This window comes from Halomonas getboli (assembly GCF_023094245.1).
Classification (GTDB): Bacteria; Pseudomonadota; Gammaproteobacteria; order Pseudomonadales; family Halomonadaceae; genus Halomonas; species Halomonas getboli.
This window is the reverse complement of record NZ_JALMEW010000001.1, coordinates 978,884-994,510: the sequence shown is the minus strand read 5'-3', so window position 1 is coordinate 994,510 and position 15,627 is coordinate 978,884. Positions and strand designations below refer to the sequence as shown.

Annotated in this window: 10 protein-coding genes; 8 read left to right on the top strand and 2 right to left on the bottom strand. The window is 68.8% G+C overall.

The genetic code is table 11. The features are described from left to right. Positions 1–28: 28 nt before the first annotated feature. The 5 genes from ppsA to MYL53_RS04735 all read left to right on the top strand — a co-directional run bounded on the left by ppsA (position 29) and on the right by MYL53_RS04735 (position 6,873). Positions 29–2,401 (top strand): phosphoenolpyruvate synthase, encoded by a 2,373-nt coding sequence (gene ppsA / locus MYL53_RS04755; RefSeq protein ID WP_247852301.1) that lies wholly within the window; start codon positions 29–31, stop codon positions 2,399–2,401. A gap of 142 nt (positions 2,402–2,543) precedes the next feature. Further along, on the top strand, positions 2,544–3,092 hold the full coding sequence (locus tag MYL53_RS04750; RefSeq protein ID WP_247852299.1) for an anti-virulence regulator CigR family protein: 549 nt from the start codon (positions 2,544–2,546) through the stop codon (positions 3,090–3,092). A 63-nt stretch (positions 3,093–3,155) separates the two neighbouring features. Then, the gene (locus MYL53_RS04745; protein WP_247852297.1) at positions 3,156–5,540 is read left to right on the top strand and encodes a Lon protease family protein; all 2,385 of its coding nucleotides are present in this window, start codon (positions 3,156–3,158) and stop codon (positions 5,538–5,540) included. Continuing rightward, entirely contained in the window at positions 5,533–6,282 is a 750-nt protein-coding gene (locus MYL53_RS04740; RefSeq protein WP_247852295.1) for a hypothetical protein, read from the top strand. Before MYL53_RS04745 ends, MYL53_RS04740 begins: the two co-directional genes overlap by 8 nt. Before the next feature lie 72 nt (positions 6,283–6,354). Continuing rightward, a complete protein-coding gene (locus MYL53_RS04735; RefSeq protein ID WP_247852292.1) occupies positions 6,355–6,873 on the top strand; it encodes a hypothetical protein in 519 nt (172 codons plus the stop codon). Positions 6,874–6,987: 114 nt separating this feature from the next. Here MYL53_RS04735 and rraA read toward each other — a convergent pair whose 3' ends face one another. Both rraA and acnB read right to left on the bottom strand, forming a co-directional pair. Continuing rightward, positions 6,988–7,473 (bottom strand): ribonuclease E activity regulator RraA, encoded by a 486-nt coding sequence (gene rraA, locus MYL53_RS04730; protein WP_247852291.1) that lies wholly within the window; start codon positions 7,471–7,473, stop codon positions 6,988–6,990. 194 nt (positions 7,474–7,667) lie between these two features. Next, the gene (gene acnB / locus MYL53_RS04725; protein ID WP_247852289.1) at positions 7,668–10,271 is read right to left on the bottom strand and encodes a bifunctional aconitate hydratase 2/2-methylisocitrate dehydratase; all 2,604 of its coding nucleotides are present in this window, start codon (positions 10,269–10,271) and stop codon (positions 7,668–7,670) included. Positions 10,272–10,526: 255 nt separating this feature from the next. On the opposite strand from acnB, the gene MYL53_RS04720 reads away from it, so the two are divergent. The 3 genes from MYL53_RS04720 (at position 10,527) to MYL53_RS04710 (ending at position 15,602) form a co-directional block, all read left to right on the top strand. Beyond that, entirely contained in the window at positions 10,527–10,961 is a 435-nt protein-coding gene (locus MYL53_RS04720) for a DUF1289 domain-containing protein (protein ID WP_247852287.1), read from the top strand. Between the two features lie 72 nt (positions 10,962–11,033). Next, on the top strand, positions 11,034–11,669 hold the full coding sequence (locus tag MYL53_RS04715) for a MiaE family protein (protein WP_247852286.1): 636 nt from the start codon (positions 11,034–11,036) through the stop codon (positions 11,667–11,669). 33 nt (positions 11,670–11,702) lie between these two features. Next, positions 11,703–15,602 carry an ATP-binding protein gene (locus MYL53_RS04710; RefSeq protein WP_247852285.1) on the top strand — a complete coding sequence of 1,300 codons (3,900 nt, stop codon included), beginning with the start codon at positions 11,703–11,705 and terminating at the stop codon, positions 15,600–15,602. The last annotated feature ends 25 nt before the right edge of the window (positions 15,603–15,627 follow it).

The window sequence follows — 15,627 nt, the reverse complement described above, 5'->3', positions numbered from 1 at the left end:
GTCGGTTTCCAATCCTATAGGGGGTTTCGTGGACGATTACATTCAGTGGTTCGAGAAGCTGGGAATGAACGACGTCGAGCGCGTCGGCGGCAAGAACGCCTCGCTCGGCGAGATGATCTCCAACCTGGCCGAGGCCGGTGTCACCGTGCCCGGCGGCTTCGCCACCACCGCCCACGCCTACCGCGAGTTCCTGTCCCACGAGGGCCTCAACGAGCGCATCAACCAGGCGCTGTCCACCCTCGACGTGGATGACGTCGCCGAACTGGCCCGCGTCGGCGCCGAGATTCGCCAGTGGGTGATCGACACCCCGCTGCCGCCGGCCTTCGAAGCCGCCCTGCGCGAGAGCTACGAGCAGCTGGCCGCCAAGCACCCGAACCTCAAGGTCGCGGTACGCAGCTCTGCCACCGCCGAGGACCTGCCGGACGCCTCCTTCGCCGGCCAGCAGGAGACCTTCCTCAACATCGAAGGCTTCGACAACATCAAGCGCGCCGTGCACGAGGTGTTCGCCTCGCTGTTCAACGACCGCGCCATCTCCTACCGCGTGCATCGCGGCTACGCCCACGAGAACGTGGCGCTGTCCGCCGGCATCCAGAAGATGGTGCGCTCCGAGACCGGCGCCTCCGGCGTGATGTTCACCCTCGACACCGAGTCCGGCTACCGCGATGCGGTCTTCGTCACCGCCTCCTGGGGCCTGGGTGAGACCGTGGTGCAGGGCGCGGTGAACCCCGACGAGTTCTACGTCCACAAGCCGACCCTGGCCGCCGATCGTCCGGCCGTGCTGCGTCGCAACCTGGGCTCCAAGCTGATCAAGATGGTCTACACCGAGGACGCCAGCGCCGGCAAGTCGGTCGAGACCGTGGACGTGCCGCTGGCCGACCGTGCGCGCTTCTGCGTCGACGACGAGCAGGTCATGGCCCTGGCCCGTCAGGCAGTGATCATCGAGCAGCACTACGGCCGCCCGATGGACATCGAGTGGGCGATGGACGGCGACGACGGCAAGCTCTACATCGTCCAGGCGCGTCCCGAGACCGTGGTCTCCCAGCAGGAGGGCGGCAAGCTGGAGCGCTTCCAGCTCAAGGAAAAGGGCCGCACCCTGGTGACCGGCCGGGCCATCGGCCAGCGCATCGGCAGCGGCGCGGTCAAGGTCGTCGAGACCCCCGAGGACATGGACAAGATCCATGCCGGCGACGTGCTGGTCACCGACATGACCGATCCCGACTGGGAGCCGGTGATGAAGCGGGCCTCGGCCATCGTCACCAACCGCGGTGGCCGCACCTGCCACGCGGCGATCATCGCCCGTGAGCTGGGCATCCCGGCCGTGGTCGGCTGCGGTGACGCCACCGAGGCGCTGGAAGACGGCCGCGAGGTCACCGTGTCCTGCGCCGAGGGCGACACCGGCCACGTCTACGACGGCAAGCTGGCCTACGACTGCAACGTCACCAGTGTCGACGCCATGCCCGAGCTGCCGTTCAAGATCATGATGAACGTCGGCAACCCGGACCGCGCCTTCAGCTTCGCCAGCCTGCCCAACGCCGGCGTCGGCCTGGCGCGCCTGGAGTTCATCATCAACCGCATGATCGGCGTGCATCCCAAGGCGCTGCTCGACTACGCGACCCTGTCGCCGGACCTGCAGCAGACCATCGACGTGCGCACCGCCGGTTACGACGACCCGGTCAGCTTCTACGTCGACAAGCTGGTCGAAGGCGTCTCCACCCTGGCGGCGTCCTTCTACCCGCAGCGGGTCATCGTGCGCCTGTCGGACTTCAAGTCCAACGAGTACGAGAACCTGATCGGCGGCAAGCTCTACGAGCCGGGCGAAGAGAACCCGATGCTGGGCTTCCGCGGCGCCTCGCGCTACCTCTCCGAGGACTTCCAGGCTTGCTTCGAGCTGGAGTGCCGGGCGATCAAGCGCGTGCGCGAGGAAATGGGCCTCGACAACGTCGAGATCATGGTGCCCTTCGTGCGCACCACCGAGGAAGCGAGTGGCGTCATCGATCTGCTGGCCGCCAACGGCCTCAAGCGTGGCGACAACGGGCTCAAGGTCATCATGATGTGCGAGCTGCCGGCCAACGCCCTGCTGGCCGACGAGTTCCTCGAGTACTTCGACGGCTTCTCCATCGGCTCCAACGACCTGACCCAGCTGACCCTGGGCCTCGACCGCGACTCCGGCATCGTCGCCGGGCTGTTCGAGGAGCGTAACCCGGCGGTCAAGAAGCTGCTGTCCATGGCCATTCAGGCCTGCAAGGCCCAGGGCAAGTACGTCGGCATCTGCGGCCAGGGCCCGTCCGACCATCCGGATCTGGCCAAGTGGCTGATGGAGCAGGGCATCGACTCCGTGTCCCTGAACCCGGACGCGGTACTGGAGACCTGGTTCATGCTGGCCGGCGAAACGCTGGGCTGATCGCCCCGCGATCGCGACCCCGAACGACACGACACCCGGGCCTCGGCTCGGGTGTCGTCGTTTCTGCACGCCCTTTGCACGCTTGGCGGCGCGAGAGTGGCTAGACTGTGGACATCACTCAGGCAAAAGGAGGATGCCCGTCATGCCCTCACAGAGACGTCGATTCCATCGCCTGGCGCCGGCTGGCGCCCTGATCCTCGGCCTCGTGGCGCTGCCGGCGCTGGCCAATCCCGGAAATGGCGGTGGGCCGCCGGAGCATGCCAAGGGCGGGCAGGGGCAGTCCGAACGGCTGCGCCAGGACGCCAACGGCCATGATGGCCGCGAGCGCACGGAGCGCCATGAAGATCGTTACGAGAATCGTCATGAAGAGCGCCGCTACGATGACCGGGACCGCGACTATCGCCACCATGACGATCTGGATCTCGAGGAGGCGCTGATCCGCGACATCTTCGGTCGTCACCGCGACGTCTATGCCCACGAGGACCACGAGGCGATTCCGCCCGGCGTGCGCCAGAACCTGGCCCGAGGAAAGCCCATGCCTCCTGGCATCGGCAAGCGCCTGGACGACGGCATCCGTCGTGATCTGCCGCACTACGACGGCTACGAGTGGCGTCGCGTCGGTGCCGATGCGGTGCTGGTCGATATCACCAACGACATCATCTACGACGTGATTCACGACGTGCTCTACTGATGTGCATCAGGTGGTCGCCGCGGGGATCCGCCATACTGAGTCCGACGATGAGGGAGGCGGACCATGGTGGAGCCCCTGACGGTGGAGGCGGTGTTTCGGCGCTGCCCGAGTGAACACTTCGATTTCACCCTGACCAGCGAACTGGCCCCGTTGGACATGATCGAGGGCCAGGCGCGGGCGCGCGATGCCCTGGCGCTGGGCACGGCGATTCGCCACGATGGCTTCAACCTGTACGTGCTCGGATCGCCCGGCCGCGGCCAGAGAGACTCGGTCAGCCGCTTCCTCGAACGGCGGGCGGCCTCGGCTCCGACGCCGCCTGACCTCTGTTACCGCTACAACTTCGACGACCCCAGCGTGCCGCTGCTGCTGAGCCTGCCACCCGGGCTGGGGCGGCAGCTCCGCGGTGATATCGAGCGGCTGATAGAGGAACTCGCCGGCGCCATTCCGGCGATGTTCGAGAGCGACGAGTACCAGAATCGGCTCCATGAGCTCAAGCAGGCCATGGGCGAGCGTCAGCGCGATGCCGTGGAAGCGGTTCGCCGCGAGGCCCGCGACAACGATATCCTGCTGCTATCGACGCCCAGCGGCTTTACCTTCGCGCCGGCCGACGCCGACGGCGAGATGCTTTCGCCCGATGCCTATCAGCAGCTCGATCAGGCCGAGCGCGAGCGCATCGAGCGCAGCGTGGAAATTCTCCAGGACAAGCTGGCCCAGACGATCCGTCGGATGCCCCGGCTGGCCAATACCCTGCGCGAGCAGATCGCCGCGCTCAACGAGGAGCTGCTGCAGGCCGCCATCGAGGCGCCGTTGGAGGAGCTCGACACCCGCTACGCCGAGCATGAGGCCGTGCTGGCGCATCTGACGGCGATCCGCGAGGCGCTGCTGTTCCACGTCGAGAGCTTCCGTGAGGACGAACCCGAGATTCCCCCCGAGGCCGTGTTCAGCCGCTTCCGGCTCAACCTGCTGGTGGACAACGCCGACGCCAGCGGCGCGCCGGTGGTGCACCTCGACATGCCCAGCCACCAGCACCTGGTTGGCCGGATCGAGCATCAGGTCCAGAACGGCACCCTGCTGACCGATTTCACGCTGATTCGTCCCGGTGCCCTGCATCATGCCAACGGCGGTTATCTGGTGCTCGACGTGCGCGGCCTGCTGACGCAGCCCGGGGCCTGGGAAACCCTCAAGCGGGTGCTGTCGACCGGGCGCATCCGCACCGAATCCCTGGAGCAGGCCTACGGGCTGATCAGCACCCTGACCCTGGAGCCCGAGGCGGTGCCGCTGGACGTCAAGGTGGTGCTGCTCGGCGATCGATCGCTCTACTACCTGCTGTGCGAGCACGATCCCGATTTCCTGGAGCTGTTCAAGGTCCAGGCCGACATGGACGACGAGGTCGTCCGCGAGTCGGAAGGCCTGGTCGACTATGCCCGCATGCTGGTGATGCTGGCGACCGAGGCCGGCCTGAGGCCGCTGACCGCCGAGGGGGTGGCGGCGGTGATCGAGCGGGCCACCCGGCTGGCCGGCGACCAGCGTCGGCTTACCGTGCGCCATCGTGACCTGCACGATCTGCTAGTGGAGGCCGACCACTGGGCCGGTAGCGACGGCCAGGCGGCGATCGGCCGGGAGGCCGTGGAGCGCAGTGTGGCCGAGCAGCGCCGTCGCGCCGACCGCATTCGCGAACTCAGCCTCGAACAGATTCTGCGCGGCACCCTGATGATCGCCACCGACGGCCGACGGATCGGCCAGATCAACGGGCTGACGGTGATGCGCCTGACCGATCACGGCTTCGGCCAGCCGATCCGCATCACGGCCACCGCGCGGCCGGGCCACGGTCAGGTGATCGACATCGAGCGCGAGGCCAGGATGGGCGGGCCGATTCACGCCAAGGCGGTGATGATCCTGTCGCGCTGGCTGGCCAATCGCTATGCCGCCGATGCGCCGCTGTCGCTGTCGGCCAGCCTGGCCTTCGAGCAGTCCTACGGCGGCGTCGAGGGCGACAGTGCCTCGGTGGCCGAGGCCTGTGCGCTGGTGTCCGCCATCGCCCGCGTGCCCCTGGACCAGCGCTTCGCCGTGACCGGCTCGATCAACCAGCATGGCGAGGTGCAGGCGGTGGGCGGCGTCAACGAGAAGATCGAGGGCTTCTTCGCCGTGTGCCGGGCGCGGGGCGAGATCGAGGGGAGGGCGGTGATCCTGCCCGCCGCCAACGTCGAGCACCTGATGCTCGACGCCGAGGTGCGCGAGGCGATCGCCGCCGTTCATTTTCGACTCTACGCCATTCGCCGACTGGAGGAGGCGCTGACGCTGTTGACCGCCGGCGAGGCCGGGCTCGACCTGGAGGCTCGGGTCGCCGAGCGGCTGGCGGACTTCCGTCGGGCGGTACGTCATCGTGATGGCGATGGCGATGAAGCTGCCGGGGCCGATCGCAACGGTGGGGAAACTGGCGATGAGTGAGCCCGACGCGGCCGGCCGGGCCCGGGAGCCGGGGACCCTGGCGAGGGTGCTGGCGCTGCATGAGGCCTCTGGCCAGGGCCAGGCGCTGATTGCCGCTGCGGCGCACCTCGCCGAACGGCAGGGGCGCGAGCTGGTGGTGCTGGTCGTCGAGAATCAGGACCTGCTGCACAGCGCGGCCTTTCCCTTTGCCTGCGAGGTCGGGGGCTACTCCGGCCGGGTGCGCCGGCTCAGCCTCGCCGGGCTAGAGGCCGGACTGGCCCGTCAGGGCGAGCGGGTCCGCCGGGCCCTGGCCAGCGCGATGGCCGGGCGGCAGCTGCCTCATTCGCTGGAGGTGCGGCGCGGCCGGATGCTCGAGGAGGCGCTGGCGCTGGCCGTGCCCGGCGATCTGCTGGTGCTGGATCGGGCCGGCGCAGGGGGGGAGTCGAGCGCACGATTCGGCGCCGCCGGTCTCGCGCTGATGCTGTCGGCGCCCTGCCCGGTGCTGATCTGGCGCGAGGCGGCCGCGGGGCCGCTGCTGGTGGTGTCCGGAGGTGGAGAGATGCCGTCTGTGCCTGCGACGCTGCTGTCGCTGTTCGGCGAGGCGCGGCCGCTGGTGGCCGAGAGTGCGGCCTCGCTGTCGCGGCGCCTGGCGGCCTGTCGCGGTGGTGCGCTGATGATGCGCCGAGAGATGCTGCGGTCGCTGCTGGCAGAGGACGCGGAGTGGCTATCGAGGCCGGCGATTCCGGTGATCGTGGTGCCTTGATGTTCCTTGAATGCCCACAGAGGGCGCGGCTTTTGGCATCATGGGCGGTTGATTGTCTCGAGGAGCCGCCCGATGGCGTATTTTCTGGTAATGGGCGGGCTGGCCCTGGCCGTGTGTTTCACCTTCGGATGGGCCGTCTGGCGGATGCTGCGCTGGGTCTTCGCGCGTCTGGGGCGCCGCGCGCCGTCGACTGGAAAGAAGACGGCCTCCCGGGCCTCGAAGGGCCGGAAGACGTCCCCGAGGGCGCCGGCCAAGGGCGCGGCCCGAGCGGCATCCAAGGAAAAGGCGCCGTCGCCTCGCGCCAACGCAGCCGCCGAGAAAGGCGCGGCGCGGCGCGACAAGGCGGAGCCGTCGCCACCCTGGCGGCTGACCGTGGCGCTGGCATCGCTGCGTGGCGCCTGGCCGCTGGCCGTGCTGCTCGGCGCGTTGTACGGCGGCGGCCGACTGGTCGCTCACGGCATGGTGGCCCGGCCCCAGCACGCCCCCGACGCCTTCCGCCAGCTGGTCGAGGCCGTGGGCTGGGGCGCGGCGGGATTGCTGGGCGTAGCCGTACTGGGATGGCTGGCGACCTGGCGCTGCCGGCGCCAGTGAGCCATGCCAGTGAACCCCGCCGAGAGGCGCCATGCTGTGCAGAAAAAAGCCCGGGACCGTGTCCCGGGCTTTTTTCGCATCGAGGCGCCTTGAGGCAGGTCGCGCTTCAGGCGATCAATCCAGGGCCAGCTTCTCGTCGGCGATGAGGATGCCGTTGTTGTCGGCGTAGAGCCACTGGCCCGGTTCGATGGTCGCGCCGCCGACGCTGACCGGCACGTCGCGCTGGCCCTCGCCGTGCTTCTCGCTCCTGCGCGGATGGGCGGCCAGGGCCTGGATGCCGAGCTCGGTCTCGGCCAGCTCGTCGACGTCGCGCACGCAGCCGTACATCAGGATGCCGGCCCAGCCGTTGCCGGCGGCCTGCTCGGCGAGCCGGTCGCCGAGCATGGCGCAGCGGGTCGAGCCGCCGGCGTCGACCACCAGCACGGCGCCGTCGCCGGGCTCGTTGACGGCCTGGCGCACGAGCGAGTTGTCCTCGAAGCACTTGACGGTGCGCACCGGCCCGAAGAAGGCCTCATGGCCGCCGAAGTTGACGAACATGGGCTCCAGCACGGCCACTTCGGGATAGGCGTCGCAGAGATCGGGGGTGACGATGGCAGGCATGACGGGGTGTCTCCTCGGTCGATGAACCTCGATGATGCCACAGCCAGTCGATGAGGAAAGTCCCCCTGGGGGGAGGGGCAGAACGGACGGGGCAACAAAAAAAGCGCCCCGCACGGGGCGGGGCGCTTCGGTCGTCGACGGCCCGCCGGACGGCGGGCCTGCGATGTTGCGAGCATCGGTGACGATGGCGGTGATCAGGCTTCCTGGCTCACCGGGATCACGTTCGAGGCGGCCTTCTGGAACTCCTCGATCTCGTGGAAGTTCATGTAACGATAGATCTCGCCGGCCATGGCGTCGAACTCGCTCATGTAGCGGCGATATTCGCTGACGCTCGGCAGGCGACCCTCCACCGCGGCCACGGCGGCCAGCTCGGCGGACGCCAGGAAGACGTCGGCGCCGTCGCCCAGGCGGTTGGGGAAGTTGCGCGTGGAGGTAGAGACCACGGTGCTCTTGGCGGCGACGCGGGCCTGGTTACCCATGCACAGCGAGCAGCCCGGCATTTCCATGCGTGCGCCGGCACGGCCGTAGATCCCGTAGTAGCCTTCCTCGGTCAGCTGGTGCTGGTCCATCTTGGTCGGCGGTGCCAGCCACAGCTTGGTCTTCAGGCTGCCCGCGGGCTGCTTCTCGAGCAGCTTGCCGGCGGCGCGGAAGTGGCCGATGTTGGTCATGCACGAGCCGATGAACACCTCGTCGATGGACTGGCCGGCCACGTCGGAGAGCAGGCGGGCGTCGTCCGGGTCGTTCGGGGCGCACAGCACCGGCTGGTCGAGCTGGTCGAGGTCGATCTCGATCACCTCGGCGTACTCGGCGTCCTTGTCGGCGCGCATCAGGCTCGGGTTCTCGAGCCACTCTTCCATGCCCTTGATGCGGCGCTCGAGGGTACGGGCATCGCCGTAGCCGTTGGCGATCATCCACTTGAGCAGGGTGATGTTGGACTTCAGGTACTCGCTGACGCTGTCCTCGGAGAGGGTGATGGTGCAGCCGGCGGCGGAGCGCTCGGCGGAGGCGTCGGAGAGTTCGAAGGCCTGCTCGACGGTGAGGTCCTCGAGGCCCTCGATTTCCAGCACGCGGCCGGAGAAGGCGTTCTTCTTGCCTGACTTCTCGACGGTCAGCAGCCCCTGCTGGATGGCGTAGTAGGGGATGGCGTGAACCAGGTCACGCAGGGTGACGCCGGGCTGACGCTTGCCCTTGAAGCGCACCAGCACGGATTCCGGCATGTCCAGCGGCATCACGCCGGTGGCGGCGGCGAAGGCCACCAGGCCGGAGCCCGCCGGGAAAGAGATGCCCATCGGGAAGCGGGTATGAGAGTCGCCGCCGGTGCCCACGGTGTCGGGCAGCAGCATGCGGTTCAGCCAGCTGTGGATGATGCCGTCGCCCGGACGCAGTGAGACGCCGCCGCGGTTCATGATGAAGTCGGGCAGGGTGTGGTGGGTTTCCACGTCGACCGGCTTCGGATAGGCGCTGGTGTGGCAGAAGGACTGCATCACCAGGTCGGCCTGGAAGCCCAGGCAGGCCAGGTCCTTGAGCTCGTCGCGGGTCATCGGACCGGTGGTGTCCTGGGAGCCCACGGTGGTCATCTTCGGCTCGCAGTACATGCCCGGGCGCACGCCCTCCATGCCGCAGGCCTTGCCGACCATCTTCTGGGCCAGGGTGAAGCCCTTGCCGGTGTCGGCCGGCTGCTCGGACAGGCGGAAGACGTCGGACGGGGCCAGGCCCAGGGACTCACGCGCCTTGGCGGTCAGGCCGCGGCCGATGATCAACGGGATGCGGCCGCCGGCGCGGGCCTCGTCGAGCAGCAGCTGGGTCTTGAGCTCGAAGGTGGTCAGCACCTCGTCGGTGCCGTGCTTGCAGACCTTGCCTTCATACGGGTAGACGTCGATGACGTCGCCCATCTCGAGCTTCTCGACGTCCATCTCGATCGGCAGGGCGCCGGAATCTTCCATGGTGTTGAAGAAGATCGGGGCGATCTTGCCGCCGAAGCAGAAGCCGCCGGCGCGCTTGTTCGGCACGTTGGGGATGTCGTCGCCGAAGAACCACAGCACGGAGTTGGTGGCGGACTTGCGCGAGGAGCCGGTGCCGACCACGTCGCCGACGTATACGACCTGGTGACCCTTGGCCTTCACTTCCTCGATCTGCTTGAGCGGACCGGTGACGCCCGGCTCTTCCGGCGCGATGCCGTCGCGCGGGTTCTTGAGCATGGCGTTGGCATGCAGCGGGATGTCCGGGCGCGACCAGGCATCCGGGGCCGGGGAGAGGTCGTCGGTGTTGGTCTCGCCGGGCACCTTGAACACGGTCAGGGTGATCTTGTCGGCCAGTGCCGGCTTGGACAGGAACCACTCGGCCTCGGCCCACGACTGGATCACGTCCTTGGCCACGGCGTTGCCGGCCTTGGCGCGCTCTTCCACGTCGTGGAAGGCGTCGAACATCAGCAGGGTGTGCTTGAGCTGCTCGCCCACTTCCTTGGCCAGCGCGTCGTCGTCCAGCAGCTCGACCAGCGAGGCGATGTTGTAGCCGCCCTGCATGGTGCCCAGCAGCTTGACGGCATGAACGCGGTCGATCAGCGGCGACTCGGCTTCACCCTTAGCGATGGCGGTCAGGAAGCCGGCCTTGACGTAGGCGGCCTCGTCGACGCCCGGCGGCACGCGATTGGTCAGCAGGTCGAGGACGGCCTCTTCCTCGCCGGCGGGCGGATTCTTCAGCAGCTCGACCAGGGCAGCCGTCTGCTCGGCGTTCAGCGGCTTCGGCGGAACGCCCGCCTGGGCGCGCTCCTCGACATGTTGGCGATAGGCTTCAAGCACGTGGTGGCCCTCATTGGTTAGTAGTGGCCGAGCGTCCTGCGGTGGCGATGACGCCACGGCCAGTCGCTCGGCACGTCGGAATCAGCACGGTCAACGGTGGCGGTATTCTAGGAGAAACTGTCGACAATGTTAAGAATGCCGGCCATGACGGGGGTCGAACTTTGGTCTCTGGCCGCGTGCGAGCGCCTCCGGGGTGCCTGTCTGCGGGCATCGCGTTACCATGGTGCGACTTTCATCAACGGAGAGGAGCGGCCGATGGCGGGGCGAATCGCCTCCCCCTGTGTGGGCCTGTGTTCGACGACGGTGGGCGATCGCGTCTGCCGCGGCTGTCAACGCATCGACGACGAGATCCGCGACTGGCCGGCGCTGTCCGGCGAGGCGCGGGAAGGGCGGATGGCCGAGCTGGATGCGCTGCGCGTCGAGGTCGCCGGCCGCCACCTGAGCGTGGTGGATGCCGCGGCCCTCGAGGCCCAGCTGGTGCGCCATCGGATTCGCTTTCGCCACGACCAGCCGCCGCTGTCCCGGGCGGTGGAGCTGTTGCGCGTCGGCCGCGACCGCATCCGCGACCTGTCGCGCTACGGCCTGGCGCCGGTCGAGCCGCTCGACGCCGCGACCCTGCACGCTCGCCTCGCCGCCGACCTGCTGGCCGCCGCCGAAGCGCGCCGCCAGGTCCGGGCCTCGCTCTCCTGAAGAGTCTCTGATTTCCCGGACGCTGATGTCACAGCCCCCGATTTCCCTGCTCATGAACCGCCGGACCCATCGATGACCGCCATTGCCGACGCCCCCGCGCCCGTTGACCTGCTGCCCGAAGGGCTGCTTGCGTTTCTCCACTGTCCGACGCCCGGTGCCTGGGTCGACTGGGCGCTCGACAACCCCGAGCTGCTGCTGATCGACCACGCCCAGTGCGAGAAGAAGGCCGCCTCCACGGCGATGAGCCTGCTCTACCGCTACGTGGACCGGCCGCTGCTGCTGACCAAGATGTGCCAGCTGGCCCGCGAGGAGCTGCTGCACTTCGAGCAGGTGGTCACACTGATGGAGCAGCGCGGCATCGTCTATCGCCACCTGTCGGCCTCGCGCTACGCCGAGGGGCTGCGTCGCCATGTGCGGGCTGAAGAACCGCAGCGGCTGGTCGATATCCTGATCGTGGGCGCCCTGATCGAGGCGCGCAGCTGCGAGCGCTTCGCCCGTTTGATCCCGCATCTTGACGATGAGCTTGCAAAGTTCTATCGCAGTCTGGTTAAGTCGGAAGGGCGTCACTATGAGGATTACCTGATGCTGGCACGCCGGGCCGCCCCGGATGCCATTGAAGATCGCATCGCCTTCCTCGCCGCGCGAGAAGCCGAGCTGATCACCATGCCGGACACGGCATTTCGTTTTCACAGCGGCGTTCCCGCCTGAGTTCGGGGCGCCGCCCAGCAGGGCCTAACAATCATGCGGGATGCTTCCGACGCCGTGACCCGTGAAGAACAAGATCGCCTGGCGTTATTCGGTCATTTTTCGCTGACCCTGGGCGACGATGCGCTGACCCATTTCAGCTACGACAAGGTCAAGGCGCTGCTGGTCTACCTGCTGCTCCACGAACAGCCGGTCAACCGCGCGACCCTCGCCGAACTGCTGTGGCCCGATCAGGGCCTCTCCTCCGGACGCACCAACCTGCGCCACGCCCTGCACTGTCTGCGCCAGTCGCTGGGCGCCCAGGCCGAGGAGGTGCTGTCGGTGTCCCGTCAGACCATCGCCTTCGAGCTGCCCGAGGCGTGGCAGTTCGATCTTCACGAGCTGCAGTCGATGCTCGAGGCGCCCGCCGAGGTGGCGACCCTGGAAGACATCCTGGAGTGCTACCAGGGCGATCTGGTCGAGGAGCTGCAGCTCGCCGCCTGCGCCGAGTTCCAGCGCTGGCTGGTGCAGGTGCGCAACGAGTGGCGCCAGCGCGTAATCCGCTACGCCGAATCGGTGCTCGAGCAGTCGGAGCCACTGCCCGACGCGCTGCTGGAGACCCTGGTCAGCCGCTTTTCCGGCTATGGGCCCTTCCACGAGCGGCTGGTGCGTCAGCTCGCCGAGCAGGGCCAGCTGGCCGCCGCCCATGAGCAGTACAATGCCTATCTGCAGCTGTTGGCGCTGACCGGCCAGCAGCCGGACCCGGCCTTCCTGCAGCTGGCGCGCTACTGGTCGGATGGCGCCGGTGACGATGCCGGCGGCCACGGCGGCGGCTTCTCGCGCAGCCTGGCCGCCGACAGCGCGCCGCTGCGCGACGACGAGATCGAGTTGCGTCAGCTGTCGGTGATGGCGATTCGCCTCAACCTGAATGCCGACCTCTCTTCCCGCGGCGAGACCCGGGCCTGCCTGTCCCTGCAGAGCGAGCTGATGCGCTGGCTCGAGCAGCAGTGTCATCACCTGGGCGGCTTCTGGCTGCCCGGCGCCGCCGGGGGCATCGGTCTGGCCTGCTTCGGCACCCATGGCCCGGCGCACCAGCTCGCCGAGCTGGTGGCGCTCTACGAGCACTGTCAGCGGGCGCTGCCCGACGAGCGCGCCCGCCACTGGAGCGGCGAGGGCGAGGCCCCTGGCATCTCGCTGGCCGCCGGGCTCAACAGCGGCCAGGTGGTGTATCTGCCGGAACGCCACCTGGTCGACCCGCTGGGCGAAGTCACCCAGGGGGCGCTGGAGCTGATGGGCGCCGCCCAGGGCAGCGAACTGGTGATCTCCCAGGAGGCCAGCCAGCACATGCCGCCGGCGCTGGACCTGCAGCCACGGCTCTCGTCGCGGCTGGTGGCCAGCGACGGCCGCGTGTGGCTGCGGGCGCTTGTCCTTGGCGCGAATGAAGGCGGCCGAGGAGCGCTGCCGCCGAGCCTGATCGGTCGCGAAGGAGCGCTGCGCACGCTGCGCGACGCCCTGGCCCGGGCCGGCATCGGCCTGCGCCAGAGCGTGCTGGTGCGTGGCCCCTCCGGGCTCGGCAAGTCGGCGCTGCTGGTCGGCTTCCGCCAGCTCGAACAGACCCGCGAGGCGTCGGTCTGCTGGCAGCCCACCACGCGGCTGTCGATCCAGGAGCCCTACGGGGTGGCCCGCCAGCTGCTGCACTGGCACATCGGCGATGATGTCGATGCCGAACAGCTGGCCTCGCTGACGCCGGAGAATCTCGACGACGAGCAGCGGCTACTGCTCGAAGAGGCGCTGGGCGTCTGTGAGCCCCGCGAAGTCGCCATGCTGACCCAGAACGGCGACGTGGTGGAGCTGGTGGTCGGCGTGCTGCAGCGGCTGATCGAGCGGCTCACCGACACCCGCACCCTGGTGCTGATGATCGACGACCTGCAGTGGCTCGACGAGCCTTCCTTCAAGGTGCTGGCCGGCCTGCAGGCGCGTCTGCCGATCAACTGCCCCTTCCTGATGGTGGCCAGCCACCACGGTCGCGAGGCGCTGCCGACACGGCTCGACTGGGATCAGCAGATCACCCTCGGGCGGCTCGACCCCATGCAGTCGTCGCGGCTGCTCACCCAGCTGGCGCGGCGCTATCGGCTGCAGCTCAGTCCGCGCCTGCGCAGCCAGATCGTCGAGCGCTGCGACGGCGTGCCGCTGTATCTTCAGGAGATCTGCCGCCGCGTCGACATGGATCGGCGCGAAGGGCGCCGCATCGACCTCGACGAGCTGCCGCAGGGCCTGCTCGGGCTGCTGGCCAGCCGCATCGACCAGCTCGACGGCGACCGCGACGTCGCCCACGTGGCGGCGGTGCTGGGACGGCGCTTCCGACTCGATTTCCTCGCCGAGTGCAGCGACCGCGAGATGCCGCGGCTGACCTCGGCGCTGGAGCACATGGTACGGTTGGAGATCGTCGAGCCGGTCGACGAGGCCGAGGAGGGGCGCGAGTACCAGTTCACTCACCAGCTGCTGCAGGAGGCGGCCTATCTGTCCTGCCCGCGGGACGTGCGCGTGGCCCTGCACCGTCAGGTCGTGGCACTGATCGAAGAGCGCTTTCCGGTGTGGATCAGCCGCCATCCCGGCGACTTCGCCACCCACCTGCGACGCAGCGGCCACTATGCTCGCGGTGCCCGCTACTTCGAGCTGGCGGCCCGCGAGGCGCTCAAGGTCAGTGCCAACCGCACCGCGCTGCGCATGGCCGACTTCGGCCTGGCCAGCCTGCGCCACGTGGAAGGGCAGCAGGAGCGCGAGGTCAGCCTGCACACCGTGCGCGGCCAGGCGGCATTCGCCCTTGAGGGACATGGCTCGCCCACCGCCCACGAGAGCTTCGTCCGGGCCCGCGAGCTGCTGACCTGCAGCGACGAGGCGCCGGAGGACAGCGAAGACCTGGAGCAGGCGTTCCTGGTCAAGTGGGGCCTGTGGGTCGGCTGCAGCCAGCGCAACGCCCACGCCGACGCTTTCCTGCTGGCCTCGCGGCTGGCGGATCTGGCCTCGCGGCTCGATGACCCGCGCTACCAGCGCCTGGCCGACTTCGCCCGCGCCAGCTGCGAGTACTGGGCGGGCCGCATCCAGCAGGCCCACGAGCATCTCGAGGAGATCGACCCGCTCAACTCGCCGATGATGATCGAGTGGCTGCCGTTCTCCGATCATCCCCAGGTGGCGGCGACCTGCTTCCAGAGCTGGGCGCTGTGCCTGCGCGGCGACTACCATCGCGCCCAGCAGCAGGTCGAATCGGCGATCCGCCTCGCCGAGCGCATCAATCATCCGGGCAGCCTGGCCATGGCGCTGATGTATGCCGCTGCCCTCTATCGCCAGATCGGCCACGAGCATCTAGCGGCCCAGCGCGCCGAGCGCGCCTACGAGATCACCGGCACGCCGGACCTGCAGCTGTGGCAGGTCTCGGCGCGCGAGGTGCTCGGCTGGCAGCGGGCGCTGTCCGGCGACCGCGAAGGGCTCAAGCGCATCGAGGCGGCGCAGGAGGAGTTCGTCGAGGTCACCGGGCGTGACCCCTACCAGCGGCCCTCGCTGTGGTGGGTGGACGCCTGCACCTCGCTGGGCGAGCTGGCCCGGGCCGAGGACTACCTCGACCAGTGCCTGCTGATCGCCCGCGAGCGCGCCACGCTGTTCGTCGCCGAGCTGGCCGTGCATCTGGCCAAGGTGCGTCACCGCCTGGGGCATCCCGCCGAGGAGGTGCGCGCGCTGATCGAGCAGGCGCTGGAGCAGGCCCGCGGTGACGGCAACCTGCACCAGCAGCTCAGCGCCCTGGAAGCCTGGCTGACGCTGGTCGACCCGGCGGACGAGGACGCGCGCATGGCGTTCCGTGACCTGCTGGGCGAGGTCAGTCACAGCGATGCCCCGGTGCTGGTGCGCTGGCGGACCCTGCTCGACAAACGGCTGCCGCATACCGCCGACCTGGAAGACTGACGACGCGGCCACTCTCGGCGCCATG

Excerpts from the sequence above, each read along its gene's own strand:
- MYL53_RS04750 (WP_247852299.1), top strand. The coding sequence starts at position 2,544 with ATGCCCTCACAGAGACGTCGATTCCATCGCCTGGCGCCGGCTGGCGCC.
- MYL53_RS04745 (WP_247852297.1), top strand. The coding sequence starts at position 3,156 with ATGGTGGAGCCCCTGACGGTGGAGGCGGTGTTTCGGCGCTGCCCGAGT.
- MYL53_RS04740 (WP_247852295.1), top strand. The coding sequence starts at position 5,533 with ATGAGTGAGCCCGACGCGGCCGGCCGGGCCCGGGAGCCGGGGACCCTG.
- MYL53_RS04735 (WP_247852292.1), top strand. The coding sequence starts at position 6,355 with ATGGCGTATTTTCTGGTAATGGGCGGGCTGGCCCTGGCCGTGTGTTTC.
- rraA (WP_247852291.1), bottom strand. The coding sequence starts at position 7,473 with ATGCCTGCCATCGTCACCCCCGATCTCTGCGACGCCTATCCCGAAGTG.
- MYL53_RS04720 (WP_247852287.1), top strand. The coding sequence starts at position 10,527 with ATGGCGGGGCGAATCGCCTCCCCCTGTGTGGGCCTGTGTTCGACGACG.
- MYL53_RS04715 (WP_247852286.1), top strand. The coding sequence starts at position 11,034 with ATGACCGCCATTGCCGACGCCCCCGCGCCCGTTGACCTGCTGCCCGAA.
- MYL53_RS04710 (WP_247852285.1), top strand. The coding sequence starts at position 11,703 with ATGCGGGATGCTTCCGACGCCGTGACCCGTGAAGAACAAGATCGCCTG.